Origin of the sequence: Shigella dysenteriae (assembly GCF_022354085.1) — a bacterium.
Lineage (GTDB): Bacteria > Pseudomonadota > Gammaproteobacteria > Enterobacterales > Enterobacteriaceae > Escherichia > Escherichia coli.
Genome location: NZ_CP055055.1, coordinates 719,514 through 735,552 on the forward strand (window position 1 = coordinate 719,514; position 16,039 = coordinate 735,552).

Annotated in this window: 13 protein-coding genes; 8 read left to right on the plus strand and 5 right to left on the minus strand. The window is 52.1% G+C overall.

Annotated elements, in window-relative coordinates:
• The first annotated feature begins 3 nt into the window (after nt 1-3).
• Both HUZ68_RS03415 and guaC read left to right on the plus strand, forming a co-directional pair.
• Nucleotides 4-48 carry a protein YacM gene (locus HUZ68_RS03415; protein ID WP_120795372.1) on the plus strand — a complete coding sequence of 15 codons (45 nt, stop codon included), beginning with the start codon at nt 4-6 and terminating at the stop codon, nt 46-48.
• A 155-nt stretch (nt 49-203) separates the two neighbouring features.
• On the plus strand, nt 204-1,247 hold the full coding sequence (gene guaC / locus HUZ68_RS03420) for a GMP reductase (RefSeq protein WP_001217338.1): 1,044 nt from the start codon (nt 204-206) through the stop codon (nt 1,245-1,247).
• Nucleotides 1,248-1,281: 34 nt separating this feature from the next.
• On the opposite strand, the gene hofC is transcribed toward guaC, so the two are convergent.
• From hofC to nadC, 4 genes are all read right to left on the minus strand, one after another.
• On the minus strand, nt 1,282-2,484 hold the full coding sequence (gene hofC / locus HUZ68_RS03425; RefSeq protein ID WP_033814575.1) for a protein transport protein HofC: 1,203 nt from the start codon (nt 2,482-2,484) through the stop codon (nt 1,282-1,284).
• On the minus strand, nt 2,474-3,859 hold the full coding sequence (gene gspE, locus HUZ68_RS03430) for a type II secretion system protein GspE (RefSeq protein ID WP_001025192.1): 1,386 nt from the start codon (nt 3,857-3,859) through the stop codon (nt 2,474-2,476). Before gspE ends, hofC begins: the two co-directional genes overlap by 11 nt.
• A 9-nt stretch (nt 3,860-3,868) precedes the next feature.
• Nucleotides 3,869-4,309, minus strand: a complete 441-nt coding sequence (gene ppdD, locus HUZ68_RS03435) for a prepilin peptidase-dependent pilin (protein WP_000360900.1) — start codon at nt 4,307-4,309, stop codon at nt 3,869-3,871.
• A gap of 202 nt (nt 4,310-4,511) precedes the next feature.
• The gene (gene nadC, locus HUZ68_RS03440) at nt 4,512-5,405 is read right to left on the minus strand and encodes a carboxylating nicotinate-nucleotide diphosphorylase (RefSeq protein ID WP_001135168.1); all 894 of its coding nucleotides are present in this window, start codon (nt 5,403-5,405) and stop codon (nt 4,512-4,514) included.
• Nucleotides 5,406-5,492: 87 nt separating this feature from the next.
• Between nadC and ampD the strand changes: the two genes are divergently transcribed.
• Both ampD and ampE read left to right on the plus strand, forming a co-directional pair.
• Entirely contained in the window at nt 5,493-6,044 is a 552-nt protein-coding gene (ampD, locus tag HUZ68_RS03445) for a 1,6-anhydro-N-acetylmuramyl-L-alanine amidase AmpD (RefSeq protein ID WP_000923728.1), read from the plus strand.
• On the plus strand, nt 6,041-6,895 hold the full coding sequence (gene ampE, locus HUZ68_RS03450) for a beta-lactamase regulator AmpE (RefSeq protein ID WP_000171987.1): 855 nt from the start codon (nt 6,041-6,043) through the stop codon (nt 6,893-6,895). The genes ampD and ampE overlap by 4 nt, the downstream gene beginning before the upstream one ends.
• A 42-nt stretch (nt 6,896-6,937) precedes the next feature.
• On the opposite strand, the gene aroP is transcribed toward ampE, so the two are convergent.
• Nucleotides 6,938-8,311 carry an aromatic amino acid transporter AroP gene (gene aroP / locus HUZ68_RS03455; RefSeq protein WP_000969912.1) on the minus strand — a complete coding sequence of 458 codons (1,374 nt, stop codon included), beginning with the start codon at nt 8,309-8,311 and terminating at the stop codon, nt 6,938-6,940.
• 540 nt (nt 8,312-8,851) lie between these two features.
• Here aroP and pdhR point away from each other — a divergent pair.
• From pdhR to lpdA, 4 genes are all read left to right on the plus strand, one after another.
• A complete protein-coding gene (gene pdhR, locus HUZ68_RS03460) occupies nt 8,852-9,616 on the plus strand; it encodes a pyruvate dehydrogenase complex transcriptional repressor PdhR (protein WP_000331776.1) in 765 nt (254 codons plus the stop codon).
• A gap of 160 nt (nt 9,617-9,776) precedes the next feature.
• Entirely contained in the window at nt 9,777-12,440 is a 2,664-nt protein-coding gene (gene aceE / locus HUZ68_RS03465) for a pyruvate dehydrogenase (acetyl-transferring), homodimeric type (protein WP_000003820.1), read from the plus strand.
• A gap of 14 nt (nt 12,441-12,454) precedes the next feature.
• Nucleotides 12,455-14,347 (plus strand): pyruvate dehydrogenase complex dihydrolipoyllysine-residue acetyltransferase, encoded by a 1,893-nt coding sequence (gene aceF / locus HUZ68_RS03470; RefSeq protein WP_239594029.1) that lies wholly within the window; start codon nt 12,455-12,457, stop codon nt 14,345-14,347.
• A gap of 207 nt (nt 14,348-14,554) precedes the next feature.
• Nucleotides 14,555-15,979 carry a dihydrolipoyl dehydrogenase gene (lpdA, locus tag HUZ68_RS03475; RefSeq protein WP_000102485.1) on the plus strand — a complete coding sequence of 475 codons (1,425 nt, stop codon included), beginning with the start codon at nt 14,555-14,557 and terminating at the stop codon, nt 15,977-15,979.
• Nucleotides 15,980-16,039: the final 60 nt, after the last annotated feature.

Consider the following 16,039-nt stretch of genomic DNA (forward strand, 5'->3'; position numbering starts at 1 on the left):
ATCATGATTATCAAAACGTTAAAAATGAGCGCACGAAAGCGAAATTGATGAAACGTTCGCTCACTATTTACCAGGTAAATTTATGGGATTGTAGCGTAAAAAAAGACAATTTCGCAGTCTTGCGCCGCATTGATTAGTGCGTATGATAGCGTCACTGGAGTTGCGCTCTTACCCTTATAGCCATTAACCCCAGGAATCCGCACATGCGTATTGAAGAAGATCTGAAGTTAGGTTTTAAAGACGTTCTCATCCGCCCTAAACGCTCCACTCTTAAAAGCCGTTCCGATGTTGAACTGGAACGTCAATTCACCTTCAAACATTCAGGTCAGAGCTGGTCCGGCGTGCCGATTATCGCCGCAAATATGGACACCGTAGGCACATTTTCTATGGCCTCTGCGCTGGCTTCTTTTGATATTTTGACTGCTGTGCATAAACACTATTCTGTCGAAGAGTGGCAAGCGTTTATCAACAATTCTTCCGCTGATGTGCTGAAACATGTGATGGTTTCTACCGGTACGTCTGATGCGGATTTCGAAAAAACTAAACAGATTCTCGACCTGAACCCGGCATTAAACTTCGTTTGTATTGATGTGGCGAATGGTTATTCCGAACACTTCGTGCAGTTCGTTGCGAAAGCGCGTGAAGCGTGGCCGACCAAAACCATTTGTGCTGGCAACGTAGTGACTGGTGAAATGTGTGAGGAGCTTATCCTCTCCGGTGCCGATATCGTTAAAGTTGGCATTGGCCCAGGTTCTGTTTGTACAACTCGTGTCAAAACAGGCGTCGGTTATCCGCAACTTTCTGCGGTAATCGAATGTGCCGATGCTGCGCACGGTCTGGGCGGAATGATCGTCAGCGATGGTGGCTGCACCACGCCGGGCGATGTGGCGAAAGCCTTTGGCGGCGGTGCCGATTTCGTCATGCTTGGCGGCATGCTGGCGGGCCACGAAGAGAGCGGCGGTCGCATCGTTGAGGAGAACGGCGAGAAATTTATGCTGTTCTACGGCATGAGCTCCGAGTCTGCGATGAAACGTCACGTTGGCGGCGTTGCGGAATATCGCGCAGCAGAAGGTAAAACCGTTAAGCTGCCGCTGCGAGGCCCGGTTGAAAATACCGCGCGTGATATTTTGGGCGGCCTGCGTTCAGCTTGTACATACGTTGGGGCTTCACGCCTGAAAGAACTGACCAAGCGCACCACATTTATCCGTGTGCAGGAACAAGAAAACCGCATCTTCAACAACCTGTAATCTCCCAACGCTGGTGTGGAGCAACACGCCAGCGTTATCCCATCCCACTCATCGCATCGCCTAAATGGAAAATTGGCAGATACATCGCCACCACCAGCGTACCGATAATTCCTCCCGTTATGATCAGCAACGCCGGTTCCAGTAAGGCTGCTAGGTTATCCGCCAGCGCCATTGTGTTATCCCGATGATGATGGGCGAGGTTGTCTAACATGAGATCCAGCGAGCCGGAGGCCTCTCCCGTTCTCACTAATTGCAAACAGAGCGGGCTAAACTCACCGGCATTTTTTAGCGCCAGCCAGATGGGATGACCGTTACTGATATCTTGCTGGATTTGTGTCAGAAGTTGCACCCAGTACGGGCAGCGCATTGTTTCTCTGACGCTCTCTACGCCCTGTAAAAAAGTAATGCCTGCACTTTGAGTCAGCGCCAGAATCGTAAAGATCTGCGTGAGTTTTTGTCCCCGCATCAGTGACCCCATAATCGGGATGCGTAACAGCAATTTCTGCCGCGCGATAAGCCAGGTCGGGCGGCGCATCAGCAACTTATTGGCTATCGCCAGCAGAAAGCCGAACAACACCAGCAGCCAGCCCCATTCGCCACTAAAGTCTGCCAACGTCATGATCCCCTGCGTTAGTGCCGGTAGTGGGGTGTTGAAGGTCTTATATATAGCGGCAAACTCCGGCAGAACAAAATGCAGCATTGCCACAACCACCATGATTGCCATCGCTAAAATGATGATGGGATAACGCAACGCTGATTTCACTTTGTCGGTCAACTGACGCTGGGCTTTTTGCTGACGCGCCAGTTCAAAGCAGCATTCATCCAGCTTACCGGTCAGTTCACCCGTGCGGATCATCGCCTGATAGAGCGGCGGAAATACCTCTGACCAGGGTAATAAGGCATTGGAAAAGGCAATGCCCTGTTCGAGATCGTGCGCCAGCGATTGCAGCAACGCTTGCCATTGCTTACTGGGATGCTGTTCCGCCAGCAGTGCCAGCCCTTCAGAAAGCGTTAACCCGGCTTTGAGTAGCGTCGCCAGTTGATGAATGACTTCCGCGCTTTTATCTCCTCGCCACTGCGCAGAATTGATGGCGATTCGCTTCAGGCTTAGTGGGGTAACCATCTGTTGCTGTAGTGCCATAAGCAGTAAAGTACGGCTCTCTGCCCATAGCATCCCATCTTGCGCATTGCCGTCGCCGGTTATGCCATGCCAGCGCCAGAGTTGCTTACTCGCCATGCGGCATCCCCAGTACGCGGATTAACTCTTCAAAGGTGGTTAAGCCTTGCTCCACGGCGAGGCAGCCGTTTTCAAAAAGCGTACGCATACCCGCCTGTCGGGCGTGAGTTTCCAGCGATTCAACGTCGGTATTAGCGGAAATAAGCTGACGTATGACCGGTGTTATGGGCAGAACTTCAAATAAGGCCGTGCGACCATAAAAACCGTGGTAGCAATGTACACAACCGGGTGCCTGCCAGTGGGGCAGCGGCGACGGCCATACATTGTCTGGAATATGGATGGGCTCCCCTTGCTGCTGGCGACAATGTGGGCAAAGTTTACGTACCAGACGCTGGGCTATTACCAGCGTAAGCGCTGATGAGAGCATCCAGCGGGCGACTCCCATTTGCTGTAAACGTACCAGCGTTTCGCAGGTGGAATTGGTGTGTAGGGTAGACAACACCAGGTGACCGGTTTGCGCGGCTTTAATAGCGATCTCTGCTGTTTCGCCATCGCGGATCTCTCCGATCATGATGACGTCAGGATCCTGGCGCAATAACGCACGCAAAACGCCCTGAAAGGTGAGCCCGGCACGCGGATGGATTTGCGTCTGGTTTAGTCCGGCTATGGGGATCTCAACCGGATCTTCGACGCTACAAATATTAATGTCAGCGGTATTCAGCGTTTGCAGGGCACTATAAAGCGTGACCGTTTTGCCGCTGCCTGTAGGGCCAGTTACCAGCACCAGTCCCTGTGGTTGTTGCAAGGCATGAGCAAAGTCCGCCAGTTGTAACGGCTGCATTCCAAGCGTGTTGACATCCAGTGCCTGGCTCACCTGCTGTAACAACCTTAATACCACCTTTTCACCACCCCGACATGGTAAGGTCGCAATACGAAATGAGACGGCGTTTCCTGCCAGTTCGACAGTGAATTGCCCATCCTGCGGCAGGCGATGTTCCGCAATATCCAGGTTTCCCAGCACTTTTAATCTGGCGGTTAACGCGACTCCGGCATCCGGTGAAACATCCGGTAAAGGATGCAATACGCCGTCGATACGCAAGCGGATGCGGTAGGCATTGTCCGCTGGTTCGATATGAATATCAGACGCGCGTTGTTCCAGCGCAGATTGTAACGTTCGAGTCAGCAACTCTGCTTTGGGCTGATGCTTCTCCTGAACAGCTACGGGCAATGTCTGTTGTGTGCGACTGGCGTGACCTTCCATTTGTTGGCGCGTCCAGCAGGTGATCTCAATACGTTTGGTGGTAGCGAAATGCAATGCGTCCAGCAACTCATGTGAGGGGGCATCGACCACCGCAACATGAACCACTTCTTCGCTGGCATCCAGCAAGACTCCCTGATAACGCAGGCACAGGGCCGTGAGCTGTGGAATATTCATTGCCGCTCCTTAGTTGGCGTCATCAAAGCGGAAGACATCTTCGCAGGCTTGCTGCAATGCGCTGTCACTTTGAATATTGCAGTTGCGCGCCCAGCCGGTGACGCCGTTTGCGTTATCCCAACCTGGCGTCATGACGACGCTTAGCCCATTGAGACTTTCTTGCCCGGTCAGCGACACCACGCCCTTTGCCACACTCATGGCTGAAACATAGCGGGTGGTGGTAGGCGAGGGAATGCCATTGCTGCCACCGTCGCAGGTATCTAATCCACCATGTTCCAGCGCGCACAACTCTACGGCGGTACGGTAAGGCACAAAGGTTTGTAGCATGTCGGTGAGTGCGGCTTTGCGCAGGTAGTTTTGATAAGCGGGAATACCAATGGCGCTTAAAATGGCAATGATGCCAATAACCACCATCAGTTCGATAAGTGTAAAACCGCGTTGCTTGTCCATCTGTTTCGCTCCTTGATTTGGTTGGTGCTACTTTGGCAAACGCCATCAGCACAGGCGAGGGGCAAAAAACGAAACGGGAAAGCTGCTTCCGAGGTTTTTTATTTCGTTGCAGCGAAAGACAAGAAATTTGCGAGGCGTTACGAAGAAGGTTGGGGAAGGGGAGATTATCCGCCCACTATGGAGCGGATAAATCTGTCAGCTATTAGCGAAAACGCATTGAAAGGTCGAGTGCTTGTACGTGTTTAGTTAGCGCACCGACGGAGATAAAGTCCACGCCCGTTTCGGCAAATTCGCGCAGTGTTTTGTCAGTGACGTTGCCAGACACTTCCAGTAGCGCCTTGCCGTTGGTGCGTTTGACGGCTTCGCGCATCTGTTCTGTTTCGAAGTTATCCAGCATGATGATATCGGCTCCGGCTTTCAGGGCCTCATCAAGTTCTTCCAGATTCTCTACTTCGACTTCTACTGGCGCATCCGGGTGCAGCCAGGACGCTTTTTCGACCGCCTGGCGCACTGAGCCGGAGGCAATAATATGGTTTTCTTTGATCAGGAAGGCATCAGAAAGCCCCAGACGGTGATTCGCTCCGCCGCCGCAAAGTACCGCGTATTTCAGCGCTGAACGCAGACCGGGTAAGGTTTTACGCGTATCCAACAACTGCGTGTTGGTGCCTTCCAGTAATTCGACATAGTGGCGTACCTTACTGGCAACTCCTGAAAGGGTTTGCACAAAATTAAGCGCAGTGCGTTCGCCCGTTAACAGCACGCGGGATGGGCCTTCAAGTTCGAACAAGGGTTGATTGGCGTTGATGACATCGCCGTCATCCACATGCCAGATTATGGTGACATCGTCGCCTGCCAGTTGAATAAACACCTCTTCAACCCAGCGTTTGCCGCAAAATACGCCATTCTCGCGGGTGATCACCGTGGCATGAGAGCGAGAATTTTCCGGTAAAAGTTTTGCCGTAATGTCATTGTTGGCATCGACTGTTCCGCCTAAATCTTCCCGCAGCGCCTGGGCCACCGCGCCGGGGATATCGAGATTAATGCGTTCCAGCAGCTCGTCACGTCGGGTGTCAGGGTTATAGCGGCGAGGCGGCATGTTAAAACTCCAGATAGCTAACGAATCATAAGGTAGAAACATGCTACTCTGAACCGGGTATTAGCACCACATATAAGGAGATCCTGCATGTTGTTAGAACAGGGGTGGCTGGTTGGCGCGCGCCGCGTTCCCTCACCACATTACGATTGCCGCCCGGACGACGAAACACCCACCCTGCTGGTGGTGCACAATATTAGCCTGCCGCCAGGCGAGTTTGGCGGTCCGTGGATCGACGCATTATTCACTGGAACTATTGATCCGCAGGCACATCCTTTCTTTGCTGAGATCGCCCATTTGCGCGTCTCCGCTCACTGTTTGATTCGCCGTGATGGTGAAATAGTCCAGTATGTTCCTTTCGATAAACGTGCCTGGCATGCGGGAGTCTCTCAGTATCAGGGGCGCGAACGCTGCAATGATTTTTCTATTGGGATTGAGCTTGAAGGCACCGATACGCTGGCGTATACCGATGCGCAGTATCAACAGCTTGCGGCGGTTACGCGGGCACTGATTGATCGCTATCCGGATATCGCTAATAACATGACGGGCCATTGTGATATTGCGCCGGATCGGAAAACCGATCCCGGCCCTGCATTTGATTGGACACGGTTTCGTGCGCTGGTCAGCAAGGAGACAACATGACGCTATTTACAACCTTACTGGTGTTAATTTTCGAGCGCCTGTTTAAGTTGGGCGAGCACTGGCAGCTTGATCATCGTCTTGAAGCGTTCTTTCGGCGGGTGAAACATTTTTCTCTCGGGCGCACGTTAGGCATGACCATTATTGCGATGGGCGTGACTTTTTTACTGTTACACGCATTGCAGGGAGTATTGTTCAACGTCCCCACGCTGCTGGTGTGGCTGCTGATTGGTTTGCTGTGTATTGGCGCAGGTAAAGTTCGTCTTCATTATCATGCTTATCTGACAGCAGCTTCACGTAATGATAGCCATGCCCGTGCCACGATGGCTGGCGAACTCACCATGATTCACGGCGTCCCGGCAGGCTGCGACGAACGTGAGTATTTGCGTGAGCTGCAAAATGCATTGCTGTGGATTAACTTTCGTTTTTATCTTGCACCGCTGTTCTGGCTGATTGTGGGGGGAACCTGGGGACCCGTTACGCTGATGGGGTATGCGTTCTTGCGTGCATGGCAATACTGGCTGGCGCGATATCAGACGCCGCATCATCGTTTACAGTCCGGCATTGACGCCGTGCTTCATGTACTGGATTGGGTACCAGTTCGCCTTGCGGGCGTAGTTTATGCCTTGATTGGTCACGGTGAGAAAGCGTTACCAGCCTGGTTTGCTTCACTGACCGATTTCCATACATCGCAATACCAGGTATTAACGCGTCTGGCACAGTTCTCACTGGCGCGTGAACCGCATGTCGATAAGGTTGAGACGCCGAAGGCAGCGGTTTCAATGGCGAAGAAAACCTCGTTCGTGGTCGTGGTGGTGATTGCGCTACTGACGATTTACGGGGCGTTGGTGTAAAGATTATTGCCCTCACCCTGTACGGGTGAGGGCGTAGAGAGATTAATGCGCTTTTACGGCTTTGGCGGTTTTCTCTTTAAACAGATAGCCGATACCTAACACGATCAGCCATACCGGGATCAGGTATACCGAAATCGCCATTCCTGGGGTCATCAGCATAATCACCAGTACCGCCGCCATAAACAGCAGGCAGATCCAGTTACCCAGCGGATAAAGCAGAGCAGGGAAGCGAGTTACCACGCCTTGTTCCTGCTTGGCGCGACGGAACTTCATATGCGCCAGACTGATCATCGCCCAGTTGATCACCAGTGCGGATACCACCAGTGCCATTAACAGGCCAAATGCGGATTCCGGAGCAAGATAGTTAATCAATACGCACAATGCTGTAACCAGCGCAGACACCAGAATGGTGTTAACCGGTACGCCGCGTTTATCGACAGACGCCAGCGCTTTTGGCGCATTACCCTGTTGTGCCAGACCAAACAGCATACGGCTGTTGCAATATACGCAGCTGTTGTACACGGAGAGCGCCGCAGTCAGTACCACGATGTTCAGCGCATTCGCCACAAAGGTATCGCCTAACTCGTGGAAGATCAGCACAAACGGACTGGTATCGGCGGTAACGCGGGTCCACGGCATCAGTGAGAGCAGAACGGCTAACGAACCAATATAGAAAATCAGGATGCGGTAGATAACCTGGTTAGTCGCTTTCGGGATACTTTGCTCCGGGTTATCAGCTTCTGCTGCGGTGATCCCCACCAGTTCCAGACCACCGAACGAGAACATGATAATCGCCATCATCATCACCAGCCCGGTGAAGCCGTGTGGCAGGAAACCACCCTGATCCCACAGGTTGCTAACGCTTGCCTGCGGACCGCCGTTACCACTGAACAGCAGCCAGCCGCCGAAGATGATCATCGCTACTACCGCAATAACTTTGATAATGGCAAACCAGAACTCCATCTCACCAAACACTTTTACGTTGGTCAGGTTGATGGCGTTAATCACCACAAAGAACACGGCGGCAGAAACCCAGGTTGGGATTTCCGGATACCAGAACTGAATGTATTTACCCACAGCAGTCAGCTCTGCCATGGCAACTAAAACGTACAGTACCCAGTAGTTCCAGCCAGAAGCGAAGCCAGCAAAGCTGCCCCAGTATTTATAAGCAAAGTGGCTAAAGGAGCCTGCGACAGGTTCTTCGACCACCATTTCACCCAGCTGACGCATGATCAGAAAGGCGATAAAACCAGCAATGGCGTAACCCAGGATAATCCCTGGCCCTGCGGACTGTATTACGGAGGCGCTACCCAGGAATAACCCTGTCCCTATCGCGCCACCCAGCGCGATAAGCTGAATATGGCGGTTTTTAAGGCCGCGCTTTAGCTGCTCGCCGTGCTGTTGACCTTCCATCATGAAACCTCGTGCGGTGATTGTTTTTTTGATCTACGCAGTGATGCGTGTGTAAGTTTGCAATTCCGTTTGTTGTATTAATTTGTTTACATCAAAGAAGTTTGAATTGTTACAAAAAGACTTCCGTCAGATCAAGAATAATGGTATGCGGCAGCGAATGCACCCGCTTTATGCATGGTTGAAGATGAGTTGCTTAAAAAGAAACCGTTTGTAAAGCTCAGCCTCAACCCCTCTCATTATGCAGAATGAATTTAAATTCGTTTTAATTGAATTAAAAACCATAAAATTGGTAAGTGAATCGGTTCAATTCGGATTTTTATAGTTTAATAATCGTTAAAAAATCCCTTTCCTACGTAAAGTCTACATTTGTGCATAGTTACAACTTTGAAACGTTATATATGTCAAGTTGTTAAAATGTGCACAGTTTCATGATTTCAATCAAAACCTGTATGGACATAAGGTGAATACTTTGTTACTTTAGCGTCACAGACATGAAATTGGTAAGACCAATTGACTTCGGCAAGTGGCTTAAGACAGGAACTCATGGCCTACAGCAAAATCCGCCAACCAAAACTCTCCGATGTGATTGAGCAGCAACTGGAGTTTTTGATCCTCGAAGGCACTCTCCGCCCGGGCGAAAAACTCCCACCGGAACGCGAACTGGCAAAACAGTTTGACGTCTCCCGTCCCTCCTTGCGTGAGGCGATTCAACGTCTCGAAGCGAAGGGCTTGTTGCTTCGTCGCCAGGGTGGCGGCACTTTTGTCCAGAGCAGCCTATGGCAAAGCTTCAGCGATCCGCTGGTGGAGCTGCTCTCCGACCATCCTGAATCACAGTATGACTTGCTCGAAACACGACACGCCCTGGAAGGTATCGCCGCTTATTACGCCGCGCTGCGTAGTACCGATGAAGACAAGGAACGCATCCGTGAACTCCACCACGCCATAGAATTGGCGCAGCAGTCTGGCGATCTGGACGCGGAATCAAACGCCGTCCTCCAGTATCAGATTGCCGTCACCGAAGCGGCCCACAATGTGGTTCTGCTTCATCTGCTAAGGTGTATGGAGCCGATGTTGGCCCAGAATGTCCGCCAAAACTTCGAATTGCTCTATTCGCGTCGCGAGATGCTGCCGCTGGTGAGTAGTCACCGCACCCGCATATTTGAAGCGATTATGGCCGGTAAGCCGGAAGAAGCGCGCGAAGCATCGCATCGCCATCTGGCCTTTATCGAAGAAATTTTGCTCGACAGAAGCCGTGAAGAGAGCCGCCGTGAGCGTTCTCTGCGTCGTCTGGAGCAACGAAAGAATTAGTGATTTTTCTGGTAAAAATTATCCAGAAGATGTTGTAAATCAAGCGCATATAAAAGCGCGGCAACTAAACGTAGAACCTGTCTTATTGAGCTTTCCGGCGAGAGTTCAATGGGACAGGTTCCAGAAAACTCAACGTTATTAGATAGATAAGGAATAACCCATGTCAGAACGTTTCCCAAATGACGTGGATCCGATCGAAACTCGCGACTGGCTCCAGGCGATCGAATCGGTCATCCGTGAAGAAGGTGTTGAGCGTGCTCAGTATCTGATCGACCAACTGCTTGCTGAAGCCCGCAAAGGCGGTGTCAACGTAGCCGCAGGCACCGGTATCAGCAACTACATCAACACCATCCCCGTTGAAGAACAACCGGAGTATCCGGGTAATCTGGAACTGGAACGCCGTATTCGTTCAGCTATCCGCTGGAACGCCATCATGACGGTTCTGCGTGCGTCGAAAAAAGACCTCGAACTGGGCGGCCACATGGCGTCCTTCCAGTCTTCCGCAACCATTTATGATGTGTGCTTTAACCACTTCTTCCGTGCACGCAACGAGCAGGATGGCGGCGACCTGGTTTACTTCCAGGGCCACATCTCCCCGGGCGTTTACGCTCGTGCTTTCCTGGAAGGTCGTCTGACTCAAGAGCAGCTGGATAACTTCCGTCAGGAAGTTCACGGCAATGGCCTCTCTTCCTATCCGCACCCGAAACTGATGCCGGAATTCTGGCAGTTCCCGACCGTATCTATGGGTCTGGGTCCGATTGGTGCTATTTACCAGGCTAAATTCCTGAAATATCTGGAACACCGTGGCCTGAAAGATACCTCTAAACAAACCGTTTACGCGTTCCTCGGTGACGGTGAAATGGACGAACCGGAATCCAAAGGTGCGATCACCATCGCTACCCGTGAAAAACTGGATAACCTGGTCTTCGTTATCAACTGTAACCTGCAGCGTCTTGACGGCCCGGTCACCGGTAACGGCAAGATCATCAACGAACTGGAAGGCATCTTCGAAGGTGCTGGCTGGAACGTGATCAAAGTGATGTGGGGTAGCCGTTGGGATGAACTGCTGCGTAAAGATACCAGCGGTAAACTGATCCAGCTGATGAACGAAACCGTTGACGGCGACTACCAGACCTTCAAATCGAAAGATGGTGCGTACGTTCGTGAACACTTCTTCGGTAAATATCCTGAAACCGCAGCACTGGTTGCAGACTGGACTGACGAGCAGATCTGGGCACTGAACCGTGGTGGTCACGATCCGAAGAAAATCTACGCTGCATTCAAGAAAGCGCAGGAAACCAAAGGCAAAGCGACGGTAATCCTTGCTCATACCATTAAAGGTTACGGCATGGGCGACGCGGCTGAAGGTAAAAACATCGCGCACCAGGTTAAGAAAATGAACATGGACGGTGTGCGTCACATCCGCGACCGTTTCAATGTGCCGGTGTCTGATGCAGATATCGAAAAACTGCCGTACATCACCTTCCCGGAAGGTTCTGAAGAGCATACCTATCTGCACGCTCAGCGTCAGAAACTGCACGGTTATCTGCCAAGCCGTCAGCCGAACTTCACCGAGAAGCTTGAGCTGCCGAGCCTGCAAGACTTCGGCGCGCTGCTGGAAGAGCAGAGCAAAGAGATCTCTACCACTATCGCTTTCGTTCGTGCCCTGAACGTGATGCTGAAGAACAAGTCGATCAAAGATCGTCTGGTACCGATCATCGCCGACGAAGCGCGTACTTTCGGTATGGAAGGTCTGTTCCGTCAGATTGGTATTTACAGCCCGAACGGTCAGCAGTACACCCCGCAGGACCGCGAGCAGGTTGCTTACTATAAAGAAGACGAGAAAGGTCAGATTCTGCAGGAAGGGATCAACGAGCTGGGCGCAGGTTGTTCCTGGCTGGCAGCGGCGACCTCTTACAGCACCAACAATCTGCCGATGATCCCGTTCTACATCTATTACTCGATGTTCGGCTTCCAGCGTATTGGCGATCTGTGCTGGGCGGCTGGCGACCAGCAAGCGCGTGGCTTCCTGATCGGCGGTACTTCCGGTCGTACCACCCTGAACGGTGAAGGTCTGCAGCACGAAGATGGTCACAGCCACATTCAGTCGCTGACTATTCCGAACTGTATCTCTTACGACCCGGCTTACGCTTACGAAGTTGCTGTCATTATGCATGACGGTCTGGAGCGTATGTACGGTGAAAAACAAGAGAACGTTTACTACTACATCACCACGCTGAACGAAAACTACCACATGCCGGCAATGCCGGAAGGTGCTGAGGAAGGTATCCGTAAAGGTATCTACAAACTCGAAACCATTGAAGGTAGCAAAGGTAAAGTTCAGCTGCTGGGCTCCGGTTCTATCCTGCGTCACGTCCGTGAAGCGGCAGAGATCCTGGCGAAAGATTACGGCGTAGGTTCTGACGTTTATAGCGTGACCTCCTTCACCGAGCTGGCGCGTGATGGTCAGGATTGTGAACGCTGGAACATGCTGCACCCGCTGGAAACTCCGCGCGTTCCGTATATCGCTCAGGTGATGAACGACGCTCCGGCAGTGGCATCTACCGACTATATGAAACTGTTCGCTGAGCAGGTCCGTACTTACGTACCGGCTGACGACTACCGCGTACTGGGTACTGATGGCTTCGGTCGTTCCGACAGCCGTGAGAACCTGCGTCACCACTTCGAAGTTGATGCTTCTTATGTCGTGGTTGCGGCGCTGGGCGAACTGGCTAAACGTGGCGAAATCGATAAGAAAGTGGTTGCTGACGCAATCGCCAAATTCAACATCGATGCAGATAAAGTTAACCCGCGTCTGGCGTAAGAGGTAAAAGAATAATGGCTATCGAAATCAAAGTACCGGACATCGGGGCTGATGAAGTTGAAATCACCGAGATCCTGGTCAAAGTGGGCGACAAAGTTGAAGCCGAACAGTCGCTGATCACCGTAGAAGGCGACAAAGCCTCTATGGAAGTTCCGTCTCCGCAGGCGGGTATTGTTAAAGAGATCAAAGTCTCTGTTGGCGATAAAACCCAGACCGGCGCACTGATTATGATTTTCGATTCCGCCGACGGTGCAGCAGACGCTGCACCTGCTCAGGCAGAAGAGAAGAAAGAAGCAGCTCCGGCAGCAGCACCCGCGGCTGCGGCGGCAAAAGACGTTAACGTTCCGGATATCGGCAGCGACGAAGTTGAAGTGACCGAAATCCTGGTGAAAGTTGGCGATAAAGTTGAAGCTGAACAGTCGCTGATCACCGTAGAAGGCGACAAGGCTTCTATGGAAGTTCCGGCTCCGTTTGCAGGTACCGTGAAAGAGATCAAAGTGAACGTGGGTGACAAAGTGTCTACCGGCTCGCTGATTATGGTCTTCGAAGTCGCGGGTGAAGCAGGCGCGGCAGCTCCGGCGGCTAAACAGGAAGCGGCTCCGGCAGCGGCCCCTGCACCAGCAGCTGGCGTGAAAGAAGTTAACGTTCCGGATATCGGCGGTGACGAAGTTGAAGTGACCGAAGTGATGGTGAAAGTGGGCGACAAAGTTGCCGCTGAACAGTCACTGATTACCGTAGAAGGCGACAAAGCTTCTATGGAAGTTCCGGCTCCGTTTGCAGGCGTCGTGAAGGAACTGAAAGTCAACGTTGGCGATAAAGTGAAAACTGGCTCGCTGATTATGATCTTCGAAGTTGAAGGCGCAGCGCCTGCGGCAGCTCCTGCGAAACAGGAAGCGGCAGCGCCGGCTCCGGCAGCAAAAGCTGAAGCCCCGGCAGCAGCACCGGTTGCGAAAGCGGAAGGCAAATCTGAATTTGCTGAAAACGACGCTTACGTTCACGCGACTCCGCTGATCCGCCGTCTGGCACGCGAGTTTGGCGTTAACCTGGCGAAAGTGAAGGGCACTGGCCGTAAAGGTCGTATCCTGCGCGAAGACGTTCAGGCTTACGTGAAAGAAGCTATCAAACGTGCAGAAGCAGCTCCGGCGGCGACTGGCGGCGGTATCCCAGGCATGCTGCCGTGGCCGAAGGTGGACTTCAGCAAGTTTGGTGAAATCGAAGAAGTGGAACTGGGCCGTATCCAGAAAATTTCTGGTGCGAACCTGAGCCGTAACTGGGTGATGATCCCGCATGTTACTCACTTCGACAAAACCGATATCACCGAGCTGGAAGCGTTCCGTAAACAGCAGAACGAAGAAGCGGCGAAACGTAAGCTGGATGTGAAGATAACCCCGGTTGTCTTCATCATGAAAGCCGTTGCTGCAGCGCTTGAGCAGATGCCTCGCTTCAACAGTTCGCTGTCGGAAGACGGTCAGCGTCTGACCCTGAAGAAATACATCAACATCGGTGTGGCGGTGGATACCCCGAACGGTCTGGTTGTTCCGGTATTCAAAGACGTCAACAAGAAAGGCATCATCGAACTGTCTCGCGAGCTGATGACTATTTCTAAGAAAGCGCGTGACGGTAAGCTGACTGCGGGCGAAATGCAGGGCGGTTGCTTCACCATCTCCAGCATCGGCGGCCTGGGTACTACCCACTTCGCGCCGATTGTGAACGCGCCGGAAGTGGCTATCCTCGGCGTTTCCAAGTCCGCGATGGAGCCGTTGTGGAATGGTAAAGAGTTCGTGCCGCGTCTGATGCTGCCGATTTCTCTCTCCTTCGACCACCGCGTGATCGACGGTGCTGATGGTGCCCGTTTCATTACCATCATTAACAACACGCTGTCTGACATTCGCCGTCTGGTGATGTAAGTAAAAGAGCCGGCCCAACGGCCGGCTTTTTTCTGGTAATCTCATGAATGTATTGAGGTTATTAGCGAATAGACAAATCGGTTGCCGTTTGTTGTTTAAAAATTGTTAACAATTTTGTAAAATACCGACGGATAGAACGACCCGGTGGATAATGGGCGTCATAAAAAAAACGTCAGACCCGCCGGAGATAAATATATAGAGGTCATGATGAGTACTGAAATCAAAACTCAGGTCGTGGTACTTGGGGCAGGCCCCGCAGGTTACTCCGCTGCCTTCCGTTGCGCTGATTTAGGTCTGGAAACCGTAATCGTAGAACGTTACAACACCCTTGGCGGTGTTTGCCTGAACGTCGGCTGTATCCCTTCTAAAGCACTGCTGCACGTAGCAAAAGTTATCGAAGAAGCCAAAGCGCTGGCTGAACACGGTATCGTCTTCGGCGAACCGAAAACCGATATTGACAAGATTCGTACCTGGAAAGAGAAAGTGATCAATCAGCTGACCGGTGGTCTGGCTGGTATGGCGAAAGGCCGCAAAGTCAAAGTGGTCAACGGTCTGGGTAAATTTACCGGGGCTAACACCCTGGAAGTTGAAGGTGAGAACGGTAAAACCGTGATCAACTTCGACAACGCGATCATTGCAGCGGGTTCTCGCCCGATTCAACTGCCGTTTATTCCGCATGAAGATCCGCGTATCTGGGACTCCACTGACGCGCTGGAACTGAAAGAAGTACCAGAACGCCTGCTGGTAATGGGTGGCGGTATCATCGGTCTGGAAATGGGCACCGTTTACCACGCGCTGGGTTCACAGATTGACGTGGTTGAAATGTTCGACCAGGTTATCCCGGCAGCTGACAAAGACATCGTTAAAGTCTTCACCAAGCGTATCAGCAAGAAATTCAACCTGATGCTGGAAACCAAAGTTACCGCCGTTGAAGCGAAAGAAGACGGCATTTATGTGACGATGGAAGGCAAAAAAGCACCCGCTGAACCGCAGCGTTACGACGCCGTGCTGGTAGCGATTGGTCGTGTGCCGAACGGTAAAAACCTCGACGCAGGCAAAGCTGGTGTGGAAGTTGACGACCGTGGTTTCATCCGCGTTGACAAACAGCTGCGTACCAACGTACCGCACATCTTTGCTATCGGCGATATCGTCGGTCAGCCGATGCTGGCACACAAAGGTGTTCACGAAGGTCACGTTGCCGCTGAAGTTATCGCCGGTAAGAAACACTACTTCGATCCGAAAGTTATCCCGTCCATCGCCTATACCGAACCAGAAGTTGCATGGGTAGGTCTGACTGAGAAAGAAGCGAAAGAGAAAGGCATCAGCTATGAAACCGCCACCTTCCCGTGGGCTGCTTCTGGTCGTGCTATCGCTTCCGACTGCGCAGACGGTATGACCAAGCTGATTTTCGACAAAGAATCTCACCGTGTGATCGGTGGTGCGATTGTCGGTACTAACGGCGGCGAGCTGCTGGGTGAAATCGGCCTGGCAATCGAAATGGGTTGTGATGCTGAAGACATCGCACTGACCATCCACGCGCACCCGACTCTGCACGAGTCTGTGGGCCTGGCGGCAGAAGTGTTCGAAGGTAGCATTACTGACCTGCCGAACCCGAAAGCGAAGAAGAAGTAATTTTTCGTTTGCCGGGACATCTGGCAATTAAAAAAGCGGCTAACCACGCCGCTTTTTTTA

Coding starts and splice junctions, on each gene's coding strand:
- ppdD (WP_000360900.1), bottom strand. CDS start 4,309: ATGGACAAGCAACGCGGTTTTACACTTATCGAACTGATGGTGGTTATT.
- aceE (WP_000003820.1), top strand. CDS start 9,777: ATGTCAGAACGTTTCCCAAATGACGTGGATCCGATCGAAACTCGCGAC.
- ampE (WP_000171987.1), top strand. CDS start 6,041: ATGACGCTATTTACAACCTTACTGGTGTTAATTTTCGAGCGCCTGTTT.
- guaC (WP_001217338.1), top strand. CDS start 204: ATGCGTATTGAAGAAGATCTGAAGTTAGGTTTTAAAGACGTTCTCATC.
- hofC (WP_033814575.1), bottom strand. CDS start 2,484: ATGGCGAGTAAGCAACTCTGGCGCTGGCATGGCATAACCGGCGACGGC.
- nadC (WP_001135168.1), bottom strand. CDS start 5,405: ATGCCGCCTCGCCGCTATAACCCTGACACCCGACGTGACGAGCTGCTG.
- aroP (WP_000969912.1), bottom strand. CDS start 8,311: ATGATGGAAGGTCAACAGCACGGCGAGCAGCTAAAGCGCGGCCTTAAA.
- aceF (WP_239594029.1), top strand. CDS start 12,455: ATGGCTATCGAAATCAAAGTACCGGACATCGGGGCTGATGAAGTTGAA.
- gspE (WP_001025192.1), bottom strand. CDS start 3,859: ATGAATATTCCACAGCTCACGGCCCTGTGCCTGCGTTATCAGGGAGTC.
- pdhR (WP_000331776.1), top strand. CDS start 8,852: ATGGCCTACAGCAAAATCCGCCAACCAAAACTCTCCGATGTGATTGAG.
- lpdA (WP_000102485.1), top strand. CDS start 14,555: ATGAGTACTGAAATCAAAACTCAGGTCGTGGTACTTGGGGCAGGCCCC.
- ampD (WP_000923728.1), top strand. CDS start 5,493: ATGTTGTTAGAACAGGGGTGGCTGGTTGGCGCGCGCCGCGTTCCCTCA.